The sequence below is a fragment of the Segatella hominis genome (assembly GCF_004535825.1).
GTDB classification, from domain to species: domain Bacteria; phylum Bacteroidota; class Bacteroidia; order Bacteroidales; family Bacteroidaceae; genus Prevotella; species Prevotella hominis.
In genome coordinates this window covers 47797-70469 of sequence record NZ_SGVY01000010.1, presented here as the reverse complement: position 1 = coordinate 70469, position 22673 = coordinate 47797, and the positions used below count along the sequence as shown (strand labels likewise).

General features: G+C 43.6%; 18 protein-coding genes. 5 read left to right on the top strand and 13 right to left on the bottom strand.

All coding sequences use genetic code 11. From position 1 onward, the window contains the following. Nucleotides 1-143 precede the first annotated feature (143 nt). Nucleotides 144-989, top strand: coding sequence for a 5-dehydro-4-deoxy-D-glucuronate isomerase (gene kduI, locus EXN75_RS05635; RefSeq protein ID WP_134843095.1), 846 nt, complete (start codon nucleotides 144-146; stop codon nucleotides 987-989). An 83-nt stretch (nucleotides 990-1072) separates the two neighbouring features. After that, nucleotides 1073-1876, top strand: a complete 804-nt coding sequence (locus tag EXN75_RS05630) for a gluconate 5-dehydrogenase (protein ID WP_118115942.1) — start codon at nucleotides 1073-1075, stop codon at nucleotides 1874-1876. A gap of 95 nt (nucleotides 1877-1971) precedes the next feature. On the opposite strand, the gene EXN75_RS05625 is transcribed toward EXN75_RS05630, so the two are convergent. Beyond that, complete coding sequence (locus tag EXN75_RS05625; RefSeq protein ID WP_022110103.1) at nucleotides 1972-2247, bottom strand: HU family DNA-binding protein; 276 nt, start codon at nucleotides 2245-2247, stop codon at nucleotides 1972-1974. Nucleotides 2248-2455: 208 nt separating this feature from the next. Here EXN75_RS05625 and EXN75_RS05620 point away from each other — a divergent pair, with 208 nt between their 5' ends. The 3 genes from EXN75_RS05620 (at nucleotide 2456) to secDF (ending at nucleotide 7709) form a co-directional block, all read left to right on the top strand. Next, a complete protein-coding gene (locus tag EXN75_RS05620; protein ID WP_134843094.1) occupies nucleotides 2456-3409 on the top strand; it encodes a rhomboid family intramembrane serine protease in 954 nt (317 codons plus the stop codon). 69 nt (nucleotides 3410-3478) lie between these two features. After that, nucleotides 3479-4567 carry an endonuclease/exonuclease/phosphatase family protein gene (locus EXN75_RS05615; protein ID WP_134843093.1) on the top strand — a complete coding sequence of 363 codons (1089 nt, stop codon included), beginning with the start codon at nucleotides 3479-3481 and terminating at the stop codon, nucleotides 4565-4567. Between the two features lie 118 nt (nucleotides 4568-4685). Further along, nucleotides 4686-7709 carry a protein translocase subunit SecDF gene (gene secDF, locus EXN75_RS05610; protein ID WP_134843092.1) on the top strand — a complete coding sequence of 1008 codons (3024 nt, stop codon included), beginning with the start codon at nucleotides 4686-4688 and terminating at the stop codon, nucleotides 7707-7709. A gap of 546 nt (nucleotides 7710-8255) precedes the next feature. On the opposite strand, the gene EXN75_RS05605 is transcribed toward secDF, so the two are convergent. From EXN75_RS05605 to EXN75_RS05550, 12 genes are all read right to left on the bottom strand, one after another. Continuing rightward, nucleotides 8256-8870 carry a DUF6549 family protein gene (locus EXN75_RS05605; protein ID WP_342776599.1) on the bottom strand — a complete coding sequence of 205 codons (615 nt, stop codon included), beginning with the start codon at nucleotides 8868-8870 and terminating at the stop codon, nucleotides 8256-8258. After that, nucleotides 8860-9456: an N-acetylmuramoyl-L-alanine amidase gene (locus EXN75_RS05600; protein ID WP_134843090.1), complete on the bottom strand. Its 597-nt coding sequence runs from the start codon at nucleotides 9454-9456 to the stop codon at nucleotides 8860-8862. The genes EXN75_RS05605 and EXN75_RS05600 overlap by 11 nt, the downstream gene beginning before the upstream one ends. Nucleotides 9457-9460: 4 nt before the next feature. Continuing rightward, complete coding sequence (locus tag EXN75_RS05595) at nucleotides 9461-9928, bottom strand: phage holin family protein (protein ID WP_134843089.1); 468 nt, start codon at nucleotides 9926-9928, stop codon at nucleotides 9461-9463. A gap of 5 nt (nucleotides 9929-9933) precedes the next feature. Then, a complete protein-coding gene (locus EXN75_RS05590; protein WP_134843088.1) occupies nucleotides 9934-10335 on the bottom strand; it encodes a hypothetical protein in 402 nt (133 codons plus the stop codon). Nucleotides 10336-10342: 7 nt separating this feature from the next. Then, a complete protein-coding gene (locus EXN75_RS05585; protein ID WP_134843087.1) occupies nucleotides 10343-10786 on the bottom strand; it encodes a hypothetical protein in 444 nt (147 codons plus the stop codon). Further along, complete coding sequence (locus tag EXN75_RS05580) at nucleotides 10743-11978, bottom strand: reverse transcriptase domain-containing protein (protein ID WP_246031304.1); 1236 nt, start codon at nucleotides 11976-11978, stop codon at nucleotides 10743-10745. The genes EXN75_RS05585 and EXN75_RS05580 overlap by 44 nt, the downstream gene beginning before the upstream one ends. A 341-nt stretch (nucleotides 11979-12319) precedes the next feature. Next, nucleotides 12320-13675, bottom strand: coding sequence for a hypothetical protein (locus tag EXN75_RS05575; protein WP_134843086.1), 1356 nt, complete (start codon nucleotides 13673-13675; stop codon nucleotides 12320-12322). Between the two features lie 11 nt (nucleotides 13676-13686). Further along, nucleotides 13687-13977 (bottom strand): hypothetical protein, encoded by a 291-nt coding sequence (locus EXN75_RS05570; protein WP_134843085.1) that lies wholly within the window; start codon nucleotides 13975-13977, stop codon nucleotides 13687-13689. Nucleotides 13978-14089: 112 nt separating this feature from the next. After that, entirely contained in the window at nucleotides 14090-14326 is a 237-nt protein-coding gene (locus EXN75_RS05565) for a hypothetical protein (RefSeq protein ID WP_134843084.1), read from the bottom strand. Next, on the bottom strand, nucleotides 14323-14793 hold the full coding sequence (locus EXN75_RS18005; RefSeq protein ID WP_223176149.1) for a hypothetical protein: 471 nt from the start codon (nucleotides 14791-14793) through the stop codon (nucleotides 14323-14325). The genes EXN75_RS05565 and EXN75_RS18005 overlap by 4 nt, the downstream gene beginning before the upstream one ends. Nucleotides 14794-14797: 4 nt before the next feature. Continuing rightward, entirely contained in the window at nucleotides 14798-21484 is a 6687-nt protein-coding gene (locus EXN75_RS18475) for a LamG-like jellyroll fold domain-containing protein (protein ID WP_134843083.1), read from the bottom strand. Further along, nucleotides 21466-22665: a phage tail family protein gene (locus tag EXN75_RS05550; protein WP_134843082.1), complete on the bottom strand. Its 1200-nt coding sequence runs from the start codon at nucleotides 22663-22665 to the stop codon at nucleotides 21466-21468. Before EXN75_RS05550 ends, EXN75_RS18475 begins: the two co-directional genes overlap by 19 nt. Nucleotides 22666-22673: the final 8 nt, after the last annotated feature.

Here is a 22673-nt window from a genome sequence, read left to right as displayed (position 1 = left end):
ATCGTAAAAAGGAACCAATTTGAGAAAAATAGAAAATAAATTAAGAAATAAGTAAAAAGTGATATTCTTTCGTACATATTTAATAGTGAGATTCAAAAATATTTTGTATCTTTGCCCTCAGAACAAACAAATCGAAAGAAGTAATGAAGACGAATTATGAATTGAGATACGCATCCAATCCTGTTGATGCAAAGACGTATGATACCTCCCGATTGAGAAAAGATTTCTTGATCGAGACTCTTTTTGTGGCAGATGAAGTCAATATGGTGTATTCCATGTATGACAGAATGATCGTGGGTGGTGCTATGCCTGTCAATGAAAAACTGAAGTTGGAGGCCATAGATCCTCTGAAAGCTCCATATTTTACGACCCGTCGTGAAATCGGAATCTTTAATGTAGGCGAAGGTGTAGGTGTCGTTCAGGTAGGAGAAGAGGTCTTTGAGTTGGGGTTTAAAGAGGCTCTTTACATTGGTAGTGGTGAGCGTGATGTATTCTTTGAAAGCAAAGACCCAGCCTGTCCAGCCAAATTTTATTTCAATAGTACAACGGCTCATCAGAGTTATCCATGCAAGAAGGTGACGAAGGCTGATGCAATCGGTGTACACATGGGATCACTGGAAATGAGCAATGAGCGTACTATCAATAAGATGTTGGTTAATCAGGTATTGCCTACTTGCCAGTTGCAGATGGGTATGACAGAACTTGCTACCGGTTCTGTTTGGAATACGATGCCAGCCCATGTTCACAGTCGTCGTATGGAAGCTTATTTCTATTTTGAGGTTCCTGAGAGTCAGGCTGTGTGCCATCTGATGGGTGAACCGCAGGAAACACGCCATATCTGGATGAAGGGCAATCAGGCGGTTCTTTCACCAGAATGGAGCATACATAGTGCTGCTGCCACTCACAATTATACCTTTATCTGGGGTATGGGAGGTGAAAATCTTGACTATGGTGATCAGGACTTTTACGAGATTACAGACTTAAAATAATAAAATACGTATGGTCTGAAGGAGTGTTTCGGAAGACCAGCGTATGAAAGACAATCATAAACAACTATAAATCGAACAAAAACATGGATTTTTCTAAGTTATTCTCTCTTGAGGGTAAGGTAGCCCTCGTAACAGGTGCCGCTTACGGCATTGGTTTCTCAATTGCTGAGGCTTATGCTAAGGCAGGTGCAAAAATCGCTTTCAACTGCCGTAGCCAGCATCACATGGATCAGGCTTTGGCTGACTATAAGGCTAAGGGTATTGATGCTAAGGGTTATATCTGTGATGTAACAGATGAAGAGCAGGTTAAGAATATGGTAGCTGATATTGAGAAGGAACTCGGTGTGATCGATATCTTGGTTAACAATGCTGGTATCATCAAGCGTATTCCTATGACAGAAATGTCTGTAGAGGACTTCAAGCAGGTTATCGACATAGACCTCAATGCTCCTTTCATCGTTTCTAAGGCAGTTCTCCCTGGTATGATCAAGAAGGGTCACGGTAAGATTATCAACATCTGCTCTATGATGAGTGAGTTGGGCCGTGAGACAGTTTCTGCATATGCTGCAGCTAAGGGTGGTTTGAAGATGTTGACCCGTAACATCTGCTCTGAGTTCGGTGAGTATAATATCCAGTGTAACGGCTTGGGCCCTGGTTATATTGCTACTCCACAGACAGCACCTCTTCGTGAGCGTCAGGCAGACGGTAGCCGTCATCCATTCGATAGCTTCATTTGTGCAAAGACTCCAGCTGGTCGTTGGTTGGAGCCAGAGGAATTGATGGGTCCTGCAGTATTCTTGGCTTCTGAGGCTTCAAATGCTGTAAATGGTCACATCCTCTATGTAGATGGTGGTATTTTGGCATACATTGGCAAGCAGCCTAAATAAAGAAGCTTTCGTCTTTCCAAAGAGAGACTTATATAAATGAAATAGGGCAGCCCGATATGGGCTGCCCTTTATTTGTCTTAAATAATCTTTACAAATTATTCGTTGATAGCATCAGCAAGTTCTGCACCGGCCTTGAATTTAGCTACCTTCTTAGCTGCGATTTGGATCTTCTCCTTAGTGGCAGGGTTGATACCCTCACGAGCAGGGCGCTCGCTGACACTGAATGTGCCGAAACCTACCAACTGGATTTTATCACCAGCAACGAGAGCCTCTTTGAGAGCGTTAGTTGTAGCGTCAAGAGCCTTCTTTGCATCAGCCTTGCTAATACCAGCACCAGCTGCAATCTTGTCGATCAATTCTGTCTTGTTCATAATTTTTCTTTATTAAATGATTAATATTATCGTTCCTTATCCAATTTTGCTTACAAATATAGGTTATTCCTTTTAAAAAAACAACAAAAAGAGAAGAAAAATGTAGATTTTATTGAAATTTAAGTGTAATATGCTTATTTTATGGCGCTATAACGGATATTTTTCGTAATTTTGCCCCAAATTTCGTAAAAAGATAAAGTTTTAGATTATGCGTAATATACCTATAGTTACAAAGAACTTGCTGATAGTGAATATCGTGGCTTTCCTGATTACATATATATTGGGAAAGGATGCTTCAGGTGGTTATGTTCTAAATGATCTCTTGGGACTCCATTTCTTTATGGCATCTGATTTTCAGGTCTATCAACTGATTACTTACATGTTTATGCATGGTGGTTTCGAGCATATTATCTTCAATATGTTCGCACTTTGGATGTTCGGTTGTGTCGTGGAAAGGGTGTGGGGACCTAAGAAATTCCTTTTTTATTACATAGCTTGTGGGTTAGGTGCAGGATTGTTTCAGGAGTTGGCTCAGACTATTCAGTTTTATTTTACAGCGTCTGAACAGTTTCCGGAATTGACAATATCCCAATTATGGACCATAGGACATAATAGTGCTGATGTTTTGAATAATTGGACTACCGTTGGAGCTTCTGGTGCCATTTATGGTATTTTGTTGGCTTTTGGTATGATATTTCCAGAGGAACGTATTTTCATTTTCCCATTGCCTATTCCTATCAAGGCTAAGTATTTTGTAATAGGATATGCTGCTATCGAATTGGTTTCTGCCATCGCTACAACAGGTGATGGTGTGGCACATATTGCTCACCTTGGTGGTATGGTTGTTGGATTCTTTATGATTCGTTATTGGAGAAAACAAGTTAATGGATATAGTGGCAGCAGTGCTCGTGATGCTTTTGAGAAACTTCGTGATTCTTTAGGTGGAAAGCGTAACCGTCAGCATTTTAACTATACCCGCAATCATAATCCTCAGTCTGATAATAACTCTTATCAGTCTCATCAGCAGGATTGGGATTATAATGCCCACAAGCGTGCCACCCAGGAGGAGATAGATCGAATCCTGGACAAGATTCGCAAAAGTGGCTATGATAGCTTGACAAAAGATGAGAAGCAGACTCTTTTTGACCAGAGTAAAAAATAAGCTGGTCCTTCTGGGTGCCATGTATGATATTGAATGGATGTATGATATAAAGAAATAAGCGGCAAGATTATGTTTAAACAATTGAGGCAGTTTTCTATCAGGATGATTGCGGGAGCAAATATTGCTACCATAATCATCCTGTTTCTTATAGGTTTTTCAGATCATCTTCATCCGGAAAAATTTGCCATGTTGTCTAATGTTGGTTTGCTTTTCCCTGTTTTTCTCTTCATCAACTTAGGGTTTCTTGTCTTTTGGCTGATATTTAAGGCGCGTTATGCGCTGATTCCTTTCATGGGGTTCATTATCTGTTATGTACCTGTGCGAGAATATATTCCCTTCAATATTCCTCAAGAGGCTCCGGAGGGTTCCATCAAGATCCTTTCATATAATACCTGGGCTTTTGCAGAGGGAGAAATGGGGGAAGACGGCATTAATCCTATTGTGAAGTATATCAAGGAACAGAATGCAGACATTGTATGCCTTCAGGAAGCGGGGCATAATGGGGATGTGGAGAATCAGCTGGATTCTCTTCTCTATCCGATGTATGCTTATCGGGATACAACCTGGCATTTGGGAGGCGGTAATGTGGTAGGCATATTGAGCAAATATCCGATTCTTTCTAAGGAACGTATCCCATATGAGTCAGCGGGAAATCTCAGTGTGGCTTATCAGTTGGAAATCAACCATGAAAAGGTGCTCTTGATTAATAATCATCTGGAAACGACGGGGTTGACCTTGGAAGAACGGGCACAGTTTAAGCAACTTATCAAAGGAAAACTGGAGACTGATACTGCTGAAATCACTTCCAAGTTGCTGGTAGTGAAATTGGGAGAGGCCACCCGTAAGCGAGCATCACAGGCAGAAGCAGTCGCAGATTACATCCGTCAGCATCGGGATATGAGTATTATTCTCTGTGGTGATTTCAATGATGGGCCGATTTCTTATTCCCATCGAACCATTGCCAAAGGACTTACAGATTGCTATGTAGCAAGTGGCAACGGACCGGGTATCAGTTATCATCATGGGGGATTTTTTGTAAGGATTGACAACATGATGTGTTCAGATGACTGGGAACCCTACGAATGCAAAATAGACCGCAAAATATCGTCATCAGACCATTATCCTATCGTTTGTTACCTAAAAAAGCGGGATAAATAGCAAAAAAGCCTCAAATTATTCTTATAAAAGAAAAAAAATGATTATTTTTGCACGTCATTATGTTGATAATAAAGAAATTAGATGAAGATAAATAAATAATTAATAATAAATAATAGAAATGCAAAACAAAGGAATTGTAATTTGTGTTGCCGTCTTATTGACGCTTGCAAGCATCTTCTATCTGTCATTCTCAGTAGCAACAAGCTACTATGACAGTGAGGCTGCAAAGATCAAAGACCCTATTGCACAGCAGGACTACAAGGATTCTGTGAAGTACTTGGGTGTTTATTCTTATCAGAATTGCTTGGAAACTCAGATTGGTCTTGGACTTGACCTCAAGGGCGGTATGAATGTAATTCTTGAGATTTCTGTACCTGATGTAATTGAAAACCTCGCTGACCACAAGACAGACGCTGGTTTTACCAATGCCATGAAGGAAGCCAGAGCTCAAGAGGAAGCTAACGGTGGTGACTTTGTGTCACTTTTCATTAACGCTTATCACAAGAGCGCACCAGGTCATAAACTCGCAGAGGTTTTTGCTACCCAGCAGTTGCAGGGTAAGGTTTCTCCTCAGAGCAGCGATGCAGAGGTAGAAAAAGCTATCCGCAGTTCTGTACAGGATGCTATCGACAACTCTTTCAATGTTGTACGTACTCGTATTGATAAGTTTGGTGTTGTACAGCCTAACATCCAGAAGTTGGAAGGTCAGCAGGGCCGTATCATGGTAGAAATGCCTGGTATCAGCCAGCCTGAGCGTATGCGTAAGATGCTTCAGGGTAGTGCTAACCTTGAATTCTGGGAGACATATAACTCTGAGGAAATTGCTCCTTATCTCCAGCAGCTTGACACTCGTCTTGCTAATGGCGACCATGAGGTAGAGGCTAAGGATTCTGTTGCTGCTGATTCTGCTAAGAATGAAGTTGCAAAGACAGAACCTGCTAAGGCTGCTCCTAAGTTGAACCTCAAGAAGGGTGATGAGGCTAAGTCTAAGATCAATGCTGAAAAGCAGAGTGCTGCTGCCATCAAGGCTCATCCATTGCTGGCTCGTTTGCAGTTGGTTCCTGGACAGGGTCTGAGCACTGTGGGTTATGCAAGTGTTCGCGATACTGCAGCTATCAATAAGTTGATCTATTCTGCTTTGGCTAAGCAGGTGTTGCCTTCAGACTTGAAGTTGCTCTGGAGTGCTAAACCAGCTGACCATTTGAATGCGAAGAACATCTATGAACTCCATGCCTTGAAGGTTACTACCAGTACAGGTCGCGCTCCATTAGAGGGTGATGTGATTACTGATGCTAAGGACGAGTTTGAACCTACTACTGGTGCTCCATGTGTAAGCATGAAGATGAATACCGAGGGTGCTCGTAAGTGGGCTCAGATGACTAAGGCTAACGTAGGTAAGGCTATTGCCATTGTTTTGGATGGTGTAGTTTATTCTGCTCCTCGTGTAAACGGTGAGATTGCCGGCGGTAGTTCTCAGATTACTGGTAACTTCACTATCGAGGATACGAAGGATTTGGCTAACACTTTGAAGTCTGGTCGTATGCCAGCTCCTGCCCGTATTGTTCAGGAAGAGGTTGTTGGTCCTACTCTCGGTGCACAGTCTATCCAGATGGGTATCATCTCATTCGTTGTGGCTTTCGTACTCTTGATGGTTTACATGGTGATGATGTACAACATCATTCCTGGTATGATGGCTAACCTTGCATTGCTTGTCAATGTATTCTTCACATTAGGTATCTTGACGTCATTCCAAGCAGCCTTGACGTTGCCGGGTCTTGCCGGTATGGTCTTGTCTTTGGGTACGGCCGTGGATGCTAACGTGCTTATTTACGAGCGTATCAAGGAAGAACTCCGTTCTGGCAAGGGTATGAAGCAGGCTGTGGCTGCCGGTTATGGTAATGCTTTCTCTGCTATCTTCGACTCTAACTTGACATCTTTGATTACAGGTGTTATCCTGCTTGTTACTGGTACTGGTCCTGTTCGTGGTTTCGCTACAACCTGGATTATCGGTATTGTTGTATCATTCTTTACTGCTGTATTCTTGACTCGTTTGGTTTACGATTATAAGTTGAATCACGACAAGTGGATGCATTGCAAGTTTGATACTCCAGTTTCTCACAACTTGATGCAGGGCAAGAAGTACAAGTTCATGTCTATGTACAAGACTACCTTTACTGTAGCAATTGTAGCAGCTGTCGTATTTATTGGTAGCTTTGTAGTTCGTGGCTTGAGCAAGAGTATTGACTTCACCGGTGGTCGCAACTATGTAGTTCAGTTTGAGAATGCCGTAGAACCAGAGCAGATCCGTACCGTTCTTGGTGATGCATTTGTCAATGCAGATGGAACCAAGGCCAACACAAGTGCTATTGCTATCGGTACAGATGGAAGAACCATCCGTGTATCTACCAACTATATGATTGAGAGCAACAGTCCTACAGTAGATGATGAGGCTGAAACAATCCTCTATAACTCATTGAAGAAGGCTGGTTTGGTTTCTCAGCAGAATGTTGAGGCTTTCAAGAATCCAGATGTACGTCAGGGCGGTTCTATCATCAGTAGTACAAAGGTAGGTCCTTCTGTAGCTAAGGATATTACAATGGGTGCTATCTACAGTGTGCTTTTCGCATTGATAGCAATCTTCCTCTACATTTTGCTCCGTTTCCGCAACGTAGCATTCTCTGTAGGTTCTACTATCGCTCTTGCATTTGATGCTTTGACTGTTGTCGGTTTCTACTCACTCTTGTGGGGTCTTGTACCATTCTCATTGGAGATTGACCAGACCTTCATCGGTGCTATCCTGACCGTGGTTGGTTACTCTATCAATGATAAGGTGGTTGTGTTCGACCGTATCCGTGAGAACATGAAGCTTCATCCTAAGGGTGATCGCCAGCAGCTTTTCAATGCTTCTATCAATGAGACATTGGCACGTACTATCAATACTTCAACTTCTACCTTGATTGTGTTGCTCTGTATCTTCATCCTCGGTGGTGACAGTATCCGCAGCTTCGCATTCGCTATGATTTTGGGTGTTGTATTCGGTACTTTGTCTTCTATCTTCATTGCTTCTCCAATGGCTTATATCGTTCTTGGTCGTAAGATTAAGGAAGAGCCTGCTGAGGCAGAGGTTGTTGCTGTTAAGTAATACTGGGCAGATCAATAACCATATAGAAGCGAATTAACATGAATAATTTCTCCGTCTGGTGAAAACCAGATGGAGAAAATGTTCCAAAGAGAATGTGAATGTTCTAAAGAGGATATTCTATGAAGTGAATATTTTGAATGAAGGACATTTCAATGATTTGAGGAACTGAAAGATATAATAAAAGGTCGCATTCCAGAAAGGAAGCGACCTTTTATCGATTCAGCTTGAATGCTGACAACTATCTCCATGTGATTCCACCGAGAATCGAACTCGGATCAAAGGTTTAGGAAAGATCTATCTTGATATATGAATATCAGAGAGTTACATTATTTCCTTCACTTTTTGTGGAATATTCGTAGAACTTCTGTCTATAAATGAAGAAATCCGCACCCAAATGTAGGTACGGATCTCAAATGCAAGTTCCGATTATTACATCGGTGGTGCAAAGTTACATATTTATTTTCAAACAGCCAAATTTTCAAGAAGAAATCCGTCCACCTTCCCAGGCAAACGGATCCACGAATAGATTTATTCCACAAAAAGCGTTCATTTCTCCAGGAGCACTGTCCTGGCGAATGTTATACGTGTATGAGGATTGCTTGATACGATCTCCTGTCTTATACACTTCGTTCCGAATTTAAAGAATAAGAATTTTTTCGGTACTCTGTGTAAAACAGTGTATAGGGTATCTCTTGATACAATATCCAGGGATACCTTCTTCCTATCAAGAATCCCCTCCACGTTCACCCAGGGATCAGAATATCTGATCGCCTGTATCTTATATGCCGAACTATCCACATAGATGATACTGTCTTTCAGATCTGCTGCAGCCTTGATCTTCGTCTCGCTGGATGCCTTGTTGATCTGTTGAACACGTTTCAACTTAAGACCCAGATCCTTCACGATAGCATTCAGATCCTGGAACTGTTCTTTCAGCTCAGTATTGTTCACCGTCACACTCTGGACGGATGCCACTTCCTTACCTGTCTCAGTCTGTCTGTGTCTGACTGAATCCACAAGTGCTGCCTGGTTCTTTTCGAGCCTGGCATTTTCTTTCCTGGTTTCCCTCGTATGCCTATACACATACGTACAGGCAACAATAAGGGCTATAATAAGTAAGGGAAAGCACTTATCGAGTAATCTTCTGATCTTATTTTCCATGCTCCTTGATATAATTAATGATACCTTCCACGTGAACCTTCACGATAGCATTTTTGCCTTCCAGTGACAACAGCCAGGACACATCATCCTTGTTATCCTGGAAGAAGTTCTCTGTTAGCACAGCTGGGCACTTGGTATGTTTCAAGATGTAGAAGCCAGCCTCAAAGTCTGGATCCTTATCAGAGAAATCTGTGCGGATCTTCTTGCCAGCCAGGATCTTCTTTGCAGCATCATAGAGGCTATCAGCCAGAACGTCTGCCTTAGTCTGACCACGTGACGTGAAAGCACTCCAGCCAGAGGCATTCATCCACTGACCATTGCCAGCGGCATCCACGTGAACCGATACCAGGATCACATTGCCAGCTCCAACCTTATCACAGATGGCATTCACACGCTTGCACCTCTCAGCCAGAGATACATCGTTATCCTCTGTGACGATACGCTGTGCATCATAGCCCTTAGCCTGGAGCTGCTTCACAACTTCCTCAGCTATTTGTCGGGCATACTTGTATTCTCGGAAAAGACCATCTGGTGATCTTTTACCTGGTGTTTCTTCACCATGACCATTGTCTATAAGTATCTTCATAACCTTAATCTTTAGATCTGTTTTTACTTGCCTGTGAAAGCGCATCTGTAAGAGCATCCACAAGCTCCTGTCTGCTTACCATTGTTTTAGCCAGCTTCTCAACACGAGAAAACTCTGTTTTAGTTTTCTCGTCTGCCTTCTCTCGCACCGATAGCCACTCCACAACCAGAAGGAATATTCCAACCATGCAAGTAACTATAGGAATGCCTTCCAGGATCTCCAGGTGGACTAGTGCCATGACCTTACATAAGTAGATCAGCAAGTCTATACCGGCCGCTATGAGCATACCACCTTCGTAGGTGATGAACTTGATCAGCGACCGCTTCAATCCCCAGGAGGATCTTATCTCACCTCTGACCTTAGCTTTAGCCAGACCAGAGGCAAGATCTATAGCCATAGCAAGCAATACGATAAAACAGGCTATCACTATAATGATAAGCTCCATTCTCACACCAATTAATAATGAATACATAGGCTCTATCTGTTCTTTTTGAATTTGCAGCGTTGATAGAATCTGAGATTATCTTCATCATCCCTGGTGATAGGACTGGAAGGAGAAAACATTTTAAAGCCAGCGTTCTCTCCATATCTAACAACCTTGATCACTCCACGGAACGGAAACTTCCTGTTAGGGTTAAGGAATAGTTCCTTTAGCTTCTTGCTCTCAGTGAAGAAAGCGGATGCTGGTTCCATATCGTTTGGGTTGTTTGAATCTGGAGCATAGGCTACCAGGCAGCGATCTCCATTCTCAGTGCTCTTGTTAATCGCACCAGTGAAAACCTTAACCTTGTTTATCACTACATCTATTGAGGTGAACTCACAGCAGAAAAGATCTGCCTGGTTTCCTCCTTCCTCATCGACAAAATCTTCTATCTCCATATCCTAATTAGATGCTGTCTGGAATACCATAAGTTACACAATCAGCCTTAACCATCGCCTTGATAGCCTTGCGATCTTGCAAGAATGCCTTGTAGGATGCAACAGCATTATCGGCTTCCTCATCCTCCAGGATACCAAGCTGTGCAGCCTGGTAGTCATTCACCAGCTTCTGCTGCTGATCCTGTGGGTACTTCTCAGTAAGAAGCGTTTCGAGGATGTTGTTACCTGTGCGAGGATACTCAACACGCAAGCTGTCATACTGCCAGCTCTTTACCTTCTTAGGCTCTGAGCCTTCACCTTCGCCAGCCTCTGTGTTACCAGCGTTCTGTTCCACCTCAACCTCTTTGATGTTGTGGTTATAGTTGAACGTACTCTGACCATTTTTCAGATCATCAATCACCTGTGGCTTATCTACAGAGATCAGCCCTGTTTTCAATCTTAATGTTTCCATAATTTATACATTTATTAAATATGAAATTCTTGTGTTGTTCCGAGCACTTAATGATCCAGCCATATTCGGATGGAAATAGGTGCTTGATGTCCTCTTCGTTCTTAATGAGATAGTGCTTCTGAGTTTCCTCCAGTTTCTTATAGAACTTAAGAAGGATCGTCTTTCTCAGCAGAATATTATAGTGGTTCTGCTTGAATCCCACAAAGTCGATAGAGCGATCATCTACAGGAAAGATCTGCCATGTTTGCTTAAATTCCACATGAAGCTCAGCTCCCAGATACAAACCAGCCATATCCAGAACGAACTGGAGTGCTTCTTTTGTTTCTGCCAGGAATACCATATCATCCATATATCGGAAATAGTATATCTTGCAGCCGAACTTCTGCTTTACCATCCTGGCAAGTTCTTCCTTAACCCAGTGGTCAAAGTATGCCAGGTAGATGTTAGCCAGATACTGACTTGTGAAATTGCCAATAGGCAAACCTACATTCTTACCGTTACTATCAATTATCTTAAACAGCAGTTCCAGGAGATCCTCATCATCTATGGTGTATCTTAGGATAGCCTTCAATACAGCATGATCTATGTGGTCATAGTACTTCGTATTGTCCGTTTTCAGACAGAACTGTGTACCAGCGAAATCAAGCATGAGAGCCTTGCCTACATCATCAGCACATTTCTGGATGCCTCTACCCTTGATGCAAGCATAGGTGTTGGCTATGAAAATGTGCGTCCAAAAAGGGCTTAACACGTTGATCACGCAGTGGTGAATGATACGATCTGGAAAGAAAGGTGCTATCATAATGATACGATCTTTTGGATCGTGTATCTCCTTCACCTTATATTCACCAGGAACGTAAGTCTTATCAGATAGGATCTCATACAGAATCTGTAGATTTTCATTGATGTTCTCATTGAACTCATCTATCTCTGTGCGATCCTTCTTACCCTTCTGTGCTGTGTACTGAGATAAGATCAAATTCTCTGTTGAATATATCAGAGGATATACGTTTCTTATCTTTGCAGTAGGAGATATAAGCAGCTTACCAGTATTACCTATGTAATAGCCTACATCATCGAAATCTTGATACACATAAGGGATGATCACCTTATTATTATCCTTAGTGCCGTGGACGTTGTTCTGAGCTTTGTGACCCCATTGTCTTACTTGCACAGCTTTATTATCCATCATATATTATTTTACCATCCACCAGACGTGCCAGTGGATCCTGTGTGGTAGGGTGGCGAAACTCCTACAATATCTTTATTAAATTAGAAATCACGGTAAAAGCGGAACCCAATATTCGCATTCGAATTCGAGGAGCGATTATTCGCATTCAGATAGCCGAACCCAGCATTCGCACCATTATTCGCATTCGCACCGAGCAGAGCACCCCTGGAGATCGCCACCGTGTATATTTTTACTTTATTTTCTCAATTCTGATTTTCTGAAATGCTTTGAAAGTTCAGTGTACTTTGCAACCAGGTCGAAGCCGTGCCGAACCGCACACCGAACTTTCCGTACCTTATTTTTTAATTTCGGCACAAGCGGAACCCAAAATACGCAGACGAAAGCGAGGAGCGATGAAACGCATACAGACAGCCGAACCCAGCATCCGCACCATTAGCCGCATCCGCACCGAGCAGAGCACCCCACCAGCCTACTGTGGCATTCTTCCAGAAATAATCTGTATTACCTGTAGTAGGTGAACCACCTACCTTGCTAACAGCTGATAAGCCGTAACTGGTGATACCCTCTACAAGTCCCCAACCATCATCACGTGGCAGTGATACAGCCGCTTCATATCCTTCTGGAACTGTAGTGGCAGAATCAGAGTGAGAAGTGAACTTAGAAGGATCCTTGCATACATACAGCGTGCTTTCGCTTTCGCCATAATATACAAGGAAATCATCTGCCAGCATCCAGAGATATTCAAAAGGAACACCGAAACCACGGTATGATGTTACCTGGAATACCTTATCTGTGCCACCACCAGCCCAGTTCTTAACAGTATAGGAAACCTTTCCTGTGTTGTTACCAAGTGGAAGCGTAACACCGCAAGGGATAAAAGGATTGTATCCGTTGTGGGTGTTCCACTGATTACCATCACAAGAGCATCCAGATCCAAGACCTCCCTGGTGATAGCCCTCATCTGTAAGCTGAGCCGTGTAAGCATCCTGGTTGTACATTGAAGCGTATTCGATACGCTGGAACCACTTGATCGTGTTGTAAGCTCTACCAGCTCCATGATGGATACCATTACCTACAGCGTTACACCATCCACGCACAGTGTTCTTGTTTACCGAGGTACGACCCATACCGATCAGACTTCTGTATGTTCCATCCCAGGAAGAGTTATTGCTACCACCACGACAATTAGCGGCATTAGCCGAGAAAACTGGCAGACCGTCTGAATCTCGCTTCACATTATCGCCATCCCATGTAAGGAAGGAAGCCGATACAGGCTTCTTTTTAACGTTGTCATAAGTAGCAAACCAAGGAGAGATCGTTTGTCGTTCTACCTTAGTGAAACCTGGAAGCGGATACTCACTGATAGCATAGATCCATGATGTACCATTGATCTCCAGACGGAAATAGTGCTCTGGAAGCTCCAGCATCACATTACCATCTGATCCATCCAGGATCGCCTTAGCTCCACCTTCTGTTAAGCGAGAATCGTTAGGATGAAGGTAGTACTTAACTGTACCATCCTCATTTTCCACGAAACGCTTCATACGGTTCTGGAGCGGCAAAGTTTTATGCAGTTCCAGGTTGCCCACTCTCTTTAACTTGTAGTCCTTGCTTGTGTTGTCGTGCTGAACACCATACCACATATCATAAGGGAACTGTGGTTTTGTTCCGCTACCACTACCTAAAATTAAACCCATGTTATTATAATTTAGAATACCTTACCAGATCCCCAGTAAACTTCATATTCATCCAGCGAGATAGCACCTGGGGAAATCTCTGTTATCATAGCTGGAGACCAGTCACCAATAGGAACTGGCAAAGGGCTTGCGCCTTTATCACCGATCAGCTTGCAAGTGAGAAGAACGTTTGAATCCATTGTGTTGATCTTCTTCTGGCGAACAAACACACTGAAACTGCTTCCATCCTCTAACTTGAAGCCTTTTTTCAGATCCTCTACCTTTCCGTGTGAAAGGATGCGGATACTCTTTACTTCATCCATACGATTAAACGTGTTTGATGTTTATAATTCTTATTCTGCTGCAAATATACAAAAAAATGCGTATGAGATACGCATCAATTAAGATTAATTATACAAATATCTACCAAAAATCTTATATTACACCTCCTTTCCACATTAAAAGTAGGGCTATGACCTGGATGATCTGTCCTACCAGACCACCCAGGATCGTAGCCAGGAAATCAAGCCAGTCCCACTTGTCTCCGTAAGACTTATCCTTGAACTCCATACCAGCAGCCAAACCAGCCACGAACAAAATAGTAATCAAGAAGCCACATGGTATGGCATACCAGAAATGCTTCTGCCTGTTGCTCTCAGTTATCCAGCTCATTGATTTTGTATGTTTGATAAAACATTCTCCAGACCATTGATCCGATCCCTCAGCCCCTGGCGAACCTTGTGAAGCTCCTGGAGATCGTAAGGCAATTCGTACCCCATAAGGGATGCTTCATAACACTTCGTGATCTTGTAGTCCGATCCCGAAAGTTCATCTTTGAGATCCTGGATCTTGCGTTTGTACATCTGAGCATCTGGAACCTTCTCATACTTGAATGCGATATGATCACCAGCATCATAAGGGATGGTTCTAACTACATAGCCTTCTTCACACTCCAGCTTGCTCTCATCAATATCATCCACAGGCTTCCAGCCCTGGATAAGGAGATCCTTAGTCTGATCTTCTGCAGTAATGATCTTCTGGTGGATCTTCCCATCAGTTCCCTGGTAGCTCTGGCAGTAGTCTGATACTTCCTTTCCTTCCAGGAAACCGAACTCATTAATCTGACCTAGTAACTTCATAACTTTAATATTTATACATACTTACAGTCCATACATTAGTGGTGGTAGAACCTTTCACCCATATACCAAAGACGAACTCCAGGCACTCACCTTCTCTACAATAATAGTAATCATTTTCACTCGTATTATCGTAGATATGCTGCCCAGACTGTGCTCGAACACGCATTGCTCCAGCTCCCATCTGCTTGAACTTGATTATTCTTCCGTTCTTAGTGTCGTTAGGAAGATATACATCCTTAACTACATTCTTATTACACAATCCGATCACAAATGATACGCTTTTAGATAGACAGCGTTCACTATATGATGAATTATCAGATATGAACTTGGTATTAAGGATCAGTCCACACGCTTTGAGATCCCAGAAATATCCACCGTATGCTGGAGCTGTGCCCTGGTTATCAGCTCTACCATATACACCAGCTACAAGCGTTTCATCAGCATTAAACTCATAAGCAGACTTAGATACATTAGCGAATCCGAGACCAACAATAGCACTTCTGTGCGTTCTTCCTGTTGATGCTGATATGGAATCGGTTCCAGCCATGTTAGCGAATATTCCAGATGGTGACATATAAGCTGTACCAGTCGAATAGCTTGGTGCATTCTTTGCAGTAGCCTGTATTACACCTCTGTTTGCATCAAGAGTGATCTTTGCACCCATGGTTGTGTATAGTGAGTGATCTCCACCAGATGTAGCACTCTCTACCTGGATCAAACCTCCCTTAGCATCAAGAGTGATCTTTCCGCTGGATGTTGTACTCAGTGTAGATACGATCTTACCTCCAGACAGGAACCAGTCTCCGATATTAGCACCCTCAGCCAGAAGCAAGTTTGTTGCTATGCTCTCAAACTGAGCACCGAAAGGGTTCCACTTGGATGTGTTCGTAGGAGCCACGTTAGAGAAGGTTCCTGCATCGACACGTGCCACGTAATAGATACCATTGTACTTGACAATATCAACACGGTACTGGGTTCCGTAGTAAGTCTTGGATGCTGAATATTCTCCACGATAGATAGGAGCCAGGCTATAGCCATCTGTTCCGTCTCTACCATCTTTTCCATCAATACCATCCCTTCCATTCTTACCATCTGTACCATTAGTACCATCTTTTCCGTTGGTTCCATCCTTACCGTTTGTACCATTAATACCATCCTTTCCATCCTTGATCACTGGAACACGTTCTGTGTCATAAACGTTGCCAGATCCATCCTTAAGTGTGAAATCCACAAATGAATCAGAGCTTGATACGTTGATCGTGATAGACTTCGCCTTAAGCTGTGTCGCTGTACTCTTGGATGATGCAAGACCTACCAGATACAAGTCGGTAGTGTTTTCTGGAGCCTTACCACCAACCTGTTTCATCTGCTTTGCAGTGATCTTGGAAGGAGATACATTTCCGCTCTTATCAACCTTAACACTGGTACATGATAGCTCCAGGTATCGTGATACGGCATCCGATCCATCCTTTCCAGGATATACCTTAGAGATAGTATATACAGCCGAATAGGTAACACCATCATAAGTGCATGAGATCTTAAGTGTTGCCTTATTGCTACTCATATCTATGTTAGTAGCCTTTCCTGTAGTGGTACTGAAACTACAGCTACATCCGCTTGCTGAACATGAATAGTATATACCAGATACTACAGAGGATCCCTTATAGAGAGTAGCCTGGGTTCCCTGGATGGAACCGATCACCTTACCGCTTGAATCGCAAGTAACGGTTTCATTCTCGTTAGAGAGATCAAGCCTACAGGTTTCTTCTACAGCTTTGGCAGTAGAGAACATCCTGTTAGCGATATAAGCAGAGATCTCAGCATAGGGAGCACTGGAAGAATCAGAGCTTTGGATCATCTGTGCGTAACCCTGTGCCATGCCAGGTATTCCCAGGAATGCAAATGGATAACGACCCTGTGCCCTATTGTGGAGATCAGTTCCTCCACAATACTTAAGCGCATCTATCAAGCTATCATTCCAGGCTACAGCATCATAGCTTACCAGGCAAATGAAACATTCAGAGTTATATGCCTTGATCTTTTTGGCGAATGCAGTCAGCGTGGAATCTACATTGCTGTATGTGTCACATTTGTATGTTTCCAGCACAGCCAGAGAAGAACGATCCACCCTTACCAGGGTTAAGCCTCTGGTGGCACAAGTGATCGTCTCAGTCTTGGTTCCGTTGTAGATCGTAACCTGTCCGTCTGCTGTCCTGTTCATGCCTGTACCCCTCAGATAGATATACTTGGAATCAACACCATCAACACCATCCTTGCCAGGATCGCCTGTAAGCCTGGTGTAACGTGCCTGTGATTTCTTTCCGTTGGAATCTACCTCTACCACCTTCATCCAGAGATAAGGATAATCTTTGGTAGTAGCTACAGGCGCATCCGACCACGTTGTGTAGATCCTTGGTGAAGTGAACACATCCTTAGTCGTGAGATCCTTGGAAGTGGCGAATGAATAATCTGTGTACTTTCCGTTTGCACCAGCTTCGCCCACGATCTTGCAAGCCTCTCCCCAGGTGTTGCCAGAATCGGATGATGTTTGCATCCATTGATCTCCAGTCTGGAATGATGTATGCCAGTTCTGCTTGTCGGATGAATAACGTGCCATAACCGAAACTCCATCCTTGCCATCGTAAGGTGAAATACGTGTAGGCACACTCCAGTTAGATAGCAGCTTATCTGCCTTATCCTGGTACACCTTGACAATATCAACATCAGCCAGAGCACCATTGACCATCCTAAACTCATCATAGCAGTTTGCGCTTGCATACATATTGCTATCATAGACCGTGAAACCGATCAGCTTCTTGTTAAGAGAAGCCGTTGCCTGTCTTACACCGTTCAAGAAACATGATACGGTGCGATCACTGAATCTGAATGCCAGGTGCATCCATGTTCCAGGCTTCACATCCATTTCCTTCATATTGAGAGTGAAGGCAGCATCCTGGATAGCCCATCCGATCTTCTTCTGATCCGTCTTGAACCAGAAGAATAGCGTGAAATTCTCCCCGAAAGGAAGATCATACTTAATTCTCAGATCTGAATCATCTGGAAGGCTCAGAAATTGGCGATCTCCTTCTGTAACTATGGAGCCGCCAGAACCTAGCTCTGTGGCATAGTTACCAGTTATATCCTTACATCCATCCTTAGCTGTGAAAGGTATATGGCAATAGGTTTGCTCTACCAGCTTACTTTTCTGTGCCATACTCATCCAGAGATATTCCAGTTTGCCAACACTTGGCATCTGGAGGCTCCATCCTGTAGGCTCCAGGGCTGTAGCATCGAGAGTAGGAGGCTCAACAGTAGATCCGTTCTTAGCGTACCGACACTCAAAATAAGAACTTGCAGCAGCATCAACACCGCTGTTTCCAGCTTCACCCTGGATCAGTGCCCAGGTGTATCTGGTAGGATCGCTGCTATCCATTTCCTCGAAGTCTGTGTACTGTCCCAGGTATGATCCTGGTTCTTCTCCATTGTTGCCTGTGAACGACAAACCGCCATCGTTAGAATACTTGAAGTGGGTGTAGCTGGTTCTTCCATCCTCACCAGGTGCGCCTGGTGTTCCCTTCTCTCCATCCTTGACGTATGGCATTGAGATCTTAGTTACGATCACCTGGTTTGTGCCAGCCAGAACCACCTCCAGGCTCATATTCGCCTTAAGGGATATTTTCAGATCACTCAGCTTATATGAGGTATCAAGAGAGATCGCCTTTGATGTAGGCTTACCTATGTGATCGGTTCCATATCCAAACAGGGTTAAGGAGAATCCCTTTGGAAGGGATGTTAAGTTCTCTGTGTTTGAACCAGTGATCTTGTTAAGCGACACTCTCAGAGAATCGCCAGCCGCCACCATCGTATCTGAATAGATGCGAACACTAGGAAGGATCTCATACATCACAGCATCCTCACCCTTAGCCTTGACACCTGTGTTAGTGGCTCCGATCCACCAGTAACCATTCATAATATAAGGAGTATCGCCAGCATCACCCTTGATACGACCGCCATTCTTCCACACCTTGTGAACATCATCCCAGCTGTATAGATCTCCAGCCACGATATAAGCATCACCAGGTGAGCCTTTAGGATGTGCAGCCTTAAGCTCAGCCTCGCTGTCATAGGATCCCAGGATATTAACACCCTTGCCATCCACACCTTCTGCCTTGATACCAGTATCTACTGATCCGATCCACCAGTTTCCGTTATCTCCGATCTTTGGAGTTTCGCCAGCTTCTCCATCCTTACCCTTGGCAATACACTGCCAGTAGGTTCCAACAGTAGGAGCATAGCCCTTAGTAGGTTCGCTGTAGATGTATCTGTATGTGGCTGTCACACCATTGTTAGTGTAAGTCACCTCATCGCCCTTATAGTACACATAGGATGCGTTGTATTCGCCACGGTACACACCGATTTCAGAAGAATCTCCAGAGGTGGATAGGAGCCTTACGTTATGAAGCGTGATCTGTCCTCGTTGCTGAACGTTGTAATCTATGTAAGACTGCTTATCTCCCATTCTGAACTTGTTTCCATCCAGATCCAGGTAGCAATATCCATCAGAAGTGACGATCTTACCTGTAGTGATCGTGTTGCCATTGATACGTGTGAAGCCGTATGTAGTTACAAAGTCTCTCCAACTTGAATCATACACAGAAGAAAGAACTCCCACCTGGAAGTAGTAGTTATTCGGATCGGAAGTAGGCTCAAACTTAAGCTGTTCCTGGGTTAAATACCAGGATCCTGTATCTCCTTTCTTGGAGCACTTGGCAAAGAGATAATAACCTCCAGCCTCTGATAAGGTAGCCTCCAGTGCAGCTATCTTCCAGTATCTAATATCTGTGTCTGAGATCGAAAGATGGCACAGTGTTCCAGATGTAGCCTTGAAAAGGTTAGGATCACCACCCAGGTTCGCTTGCATGATCACGTCTGCCAGAACAAACTGCTGGCTCTTGGAGCCTACAGTGAGCATATTTGTGTCTATACTGTTTGGCTTGATGTTGTCTGTATCGAAATATCCGTCTGGATCGTAGATCATGTTTCTCAGTTCCTCTGTTGTTCTCCAGCCATACTTTGCCCTGGTAAGATCTTTCAGTCTGTTAGCCTCCAGGATCGTGTCGTGCTTCTGTACGTTGATAACAGCCTGGTTTATGATGCTGATCGTTGCTGTATCTGAAATAGTGAGAGTGTAATCGTGTCTCAGTAACAGGTTCCTCTCAACCTTCTGGATACGGATATTCTTCTCCAGGTTGAAACGCTCATCCTTGATAGGAACGTAATCACCAGGAGTGAAAAGGCAGCTATCGCTATCCTTTGGCATATTCTCAATAAAATAGCTTCTGGAGAAGGTAAGCGCATACTGTGCCCTGGCTTGTTTAGCCTGTAAGAACTTGTCATATACGTAGAACCAAAGATCTTCTTCAGCATCCTCTATGTAAGAATCTGGCATGATTATATCCGTGATCTTATACTGATCTCCTTCTCTGATCTGGAAGGCTGTGGTGTTGCTTGTAGGGAACACAAGCCCACGTGCATCCTTATATGGCTTAAGGATGAATTTCTTAGTGCTGTGATCGTAATCATGTAGCTCAAACTCACGACCAGCCAAACGACCAGTGATAAACGTGATCTTGGCAGAGGTTCCATCTATGAGGTATGTGGTTCCATTGCTGTTGGATGCTTTCAGATCGAAGTCCATTGTATCATCCATGAAGGTATAGACATCATCACCCAGAGCTGTTACTGTTCCTGTTCGCTTAGGATAAATCTCATCGTTCTGGATGGCATCTTCCTCCACACCGATCTTCTTGCTCAGAGCCGCATCTTCTATGTATCGCTTATTATCATCTGTGCAGCCTATCTGCATCGTTTTAGCTTTTACGACCGTACCATCAGATAATTTATGATCATGCTTATTCAGTCTCTGAGGATAAGGAAGCTGGAGCCTTTCAGAATAATCTCTGTAGGCTGTTGGAATGTTATTGGTTCCACCTTCACCATACATTCTGGTAATGATCGCCTTATCATCCACCTTACCTTCCACCAGAGTGAAAAGACCGTGCCCACGTCCCCACTGGAAGTATTTCTCACCATTCGGTGGAGTTACTACAGATCCGAACTTACCGATCTTGATATGGTGGATACCATCCTTATCTGTAGTGATCTGGAAGTCCACATCAAAGTCCTTGCATTCGTTCTGTAGTGTCTGTAGGCAGTTCTGGCATGAGAAACTTACCGTCTTAGGCTCGGTTTCTGGGCAGTCCTTATCATCAAACACCCATTCGCCAGGGTAGTCTCTGTTCATGTTGTAGATGATCACCTTCACGAAATCCTTTATGGAATAGGTAAGATCGAAGGTTAGAGAGGTGGATCTTCCGTTTACGTCTGTATCACGGAACATCACCTTCATAAGATCATAGATGCAGCCATACAGAGTGATAGAATAGTTATACTGATCCTCTGAATTTTTGGTGCGATCCACCGTTGTACGGATGGTGTACCAGTCGGAATCTATCTTGATCTTATCGCCCTTCTCAAAGTCGATCAGAAAGGTGGATACCACCTCCAGTGTGACGGTATCATCTGCCATAAGTGATCGGCTTTGCTGAGCTGTCTTGACGGCACAGAAAGGAATCCTCTTATTCAGAGGAATCCTTGTGCCATTGCGTTTGATTAATGTAAATTGTCCCATATAACAATATCGTTAGTACTGAAATCAGTTATATCCTCGATCACACCAGCCATGATCACATCGTACTGTCCTGGCTGTGGATAATTGTGTACCAGATGCTGTTTGGAGCCAGACACGTTAGGTGTCATGCTGCCATCGCCCCAGTAAATATCAACCATCTTATAACTTGTGAAGTCGATAACACATTCAGTGTTGGCTATTGAACCTATGTGTCTGAGCACTCGCTTAACAGGGTTGTACTCTACCAGCTTCAAAGTGAAGGTTCCAACCATCAAGCCATCGTTATACTTGCCCCAGGTTTTATCTGGATCGGCTTCATCCTCACGTGTGACCTCATACACAAGAGGCTTGGCATCACCATCATACTCACATACGAAACGCTTAGTACCACCTCCCTCAAACTCGTTGAAGAACTCTCTTACCCTGGTGACAAACTGGGATCTGCTGGAAGCCTGGATGAAGCATTGCAGCGTGATAGTCCTATCCTTGTATCTTGGGTTAGAGGTATCCTTGACTGTGCCGTGGTAATCGTCCCAGTCCACTTCCAGACTTGACTTTTTAGCAAGACCACCAACCAGACCAGCAGATTTAGACACCTCCACGGCAAAGTCCTTGAAGTTCTTTCCGTTGATGTAATATTCTACATCCGTCTGGTAGTTAGAGGCTGCTCTGATCTCCGTGAAAGACATAGCCTTGTTAAACACCTTAAGATCATCCACCTGTGCCTCACTGCCAGCCAGGTTGAAATCATTCAGTGTGAAGCCTGTAGGAGATCCGTCTGGAAGGCTTACCACATCCAGGAGCTGGTTTTCTGCATAGACCTTAAGGGTTTTGCCTTCCTTCACGAAAACTAACTGGATGTATCCAGTCGTTCTGTTCGCCAGAGATTGTTTGATGAAGCCCTGTCTGTAGTTCTCCAGTCCGCTGTAATTAATGAGCCATACAAGATCTGTGGTACTCTTGACATAGCACATGAGAGTGAAGTTTCCAGAGAGCGGAATCGCTGTCACTGTAGAACACTCTCCTGTAAGATTGAGAGCCAGAGCCTTGCCGTGTGCTGAATCCTTAGTGAATCCAGCACCGTTAGAAAGCTCAGCATCGTTCCTGTACTGAGAGAAATCATAAGCCTTTGATCCTTCTGGATCATCGAAAGGCAGATAAAGAACCATATTTGTATCCATAATCTTGA

What these genes read in the sequence shown, in the direction of transcription:
- EXN75_RS05620 (WP_134843094.1), top strand. Translation starts at nt 2,456, where the DNA reads ATGCGTAATATACCTATAGTTACAAAGAACTTGCTGATAGTGAATATC.
- EXN75_RS05630 (WP_118115942.1), top strand. Translation starts at nt 1,073, where the DNA reads ATGGATTTTTCTAAGTTATTCTCTCTTGAGGGTAAGGTAGCCCTCGTA.
- EXN75_RS05580 (WP_246031304.1), bottom strand. Translation starts at nt 11,978, where the DNA reads ATGATGGATAATAAAGCTGTGCAAGTAAGACAATGGGGTCACAAAGCT.
- EXN75_RS05625 (WP_022110103.1), bottom strand. Translation starts at nt 2,247, where the DNA reads ATGAACAAGACAGAATTGATCGACAAGATTGCAGCTGGTGCTGGTATT.
- secDF (WP_134843092.1), top strand. Translation starts at nt 4,686, where the DNA reads ATGCAAAACAAAGGAATTGTAATTTGTGTTGCCGTCTTATTGACGCTT.
- EXN75_RS05600 (WP_134843090.1), bottom strand. Translation starts at nt 9,456, where the DNA reads ATGAAGATACTTATAGACAATGGTCATGGTGAAGAAACACCAGGTAAA.
- kduI (WP_134843095.1), top strand. Translation starts at nt 144, where the DNA reads ATGAAGACGAATTATGAATTGAGATACGCATCCAATCCTGTTGATGCA.
- EXN75_RS05585 (WP_134843087.1), bottom strand. Translation starts at nt 10,786, where the DNA reads ATGGAAACATTAAGATTGAAAACAGGGCTGATCTCTGTAGATAAGCCA.
- EXN75_RS05575 (WP_134843086.1), bottom strand. Translation starts at nt 13,675, where the DNA reads ATGGGTTTAATTTTAGGTAGTGGTAGCGGAACAAAACCACAGTTCCCT.
- EXN75_RS05615 (WP_134843093.1), top strand. Translation starts at nt 3,479, where the DNA reads ATGTTTAAACAATTGAGGCAGTTTTCTATCAGGATGATTGCGGGAGCA.
- EXN75_RS18475 (WP_134843083.1), bottom strand. Translation starts at nt 21,484, where the DNA reads ATGGGACAATTTACATTAATCAAACGCAATGGCACAAGGATTCCTCTG.
- EXN75_RS05570 (WP_134843085.1), bottom strand. Translation starts at nt 13,977, where the DNA reads ATGGATGAAGTAAAGAGTATCCGCATCCTTTCACACGGAAAGGTAGAG.
- EXN75_RS05595 (WP_134843089.1), bottom strand. Translation starts at nt 9,928, where the DNA reads ATGTATTCATTATTAATTGGTGTGAGAATGGAGCTTATCATTATAGTG.
- EXN75_RS05565 (WP_134843084.1), bottom strand. Translation starts at nt 14,326, where the DNA reads ATGAGCTGGATAACTGAGAGCAACAGGCAGAAGCATTTCTGGTATGCC.
- EXN75_RS18005 (WP_223176149.1), bottom strand. Translation starts at nt 14,793, where the DNA reads ATGAAGTTACTAGGTCAGATTAATGAGTTCGGTTTCCTGGAAGGAAAG.
- EXN75_RS05550 (WP_134843082.1), bottom strand. Translation starts at nt 22,665, where the DNA reads ATGGATACAAATATGGTTCTTTATCTGCCTTTCGATGATCCAGAAGGA.
- EXN75_RS05590 (WP_134843088.1), bottom strand. Translation starts at nt 10,335, where the DNA reads ATGGAGATAGAAGATTTTGTCGATGAGGAAGGAGGAAACCAGGCAGAT.
- EXN75_RS05605 (WP_342776599.1), bottom strand. Translation starts at nt 8,870, where the DNA reads ATGGAAAATAAGATCAGAAGATTACTCGATAAGTGCTTTCCCTTACTT.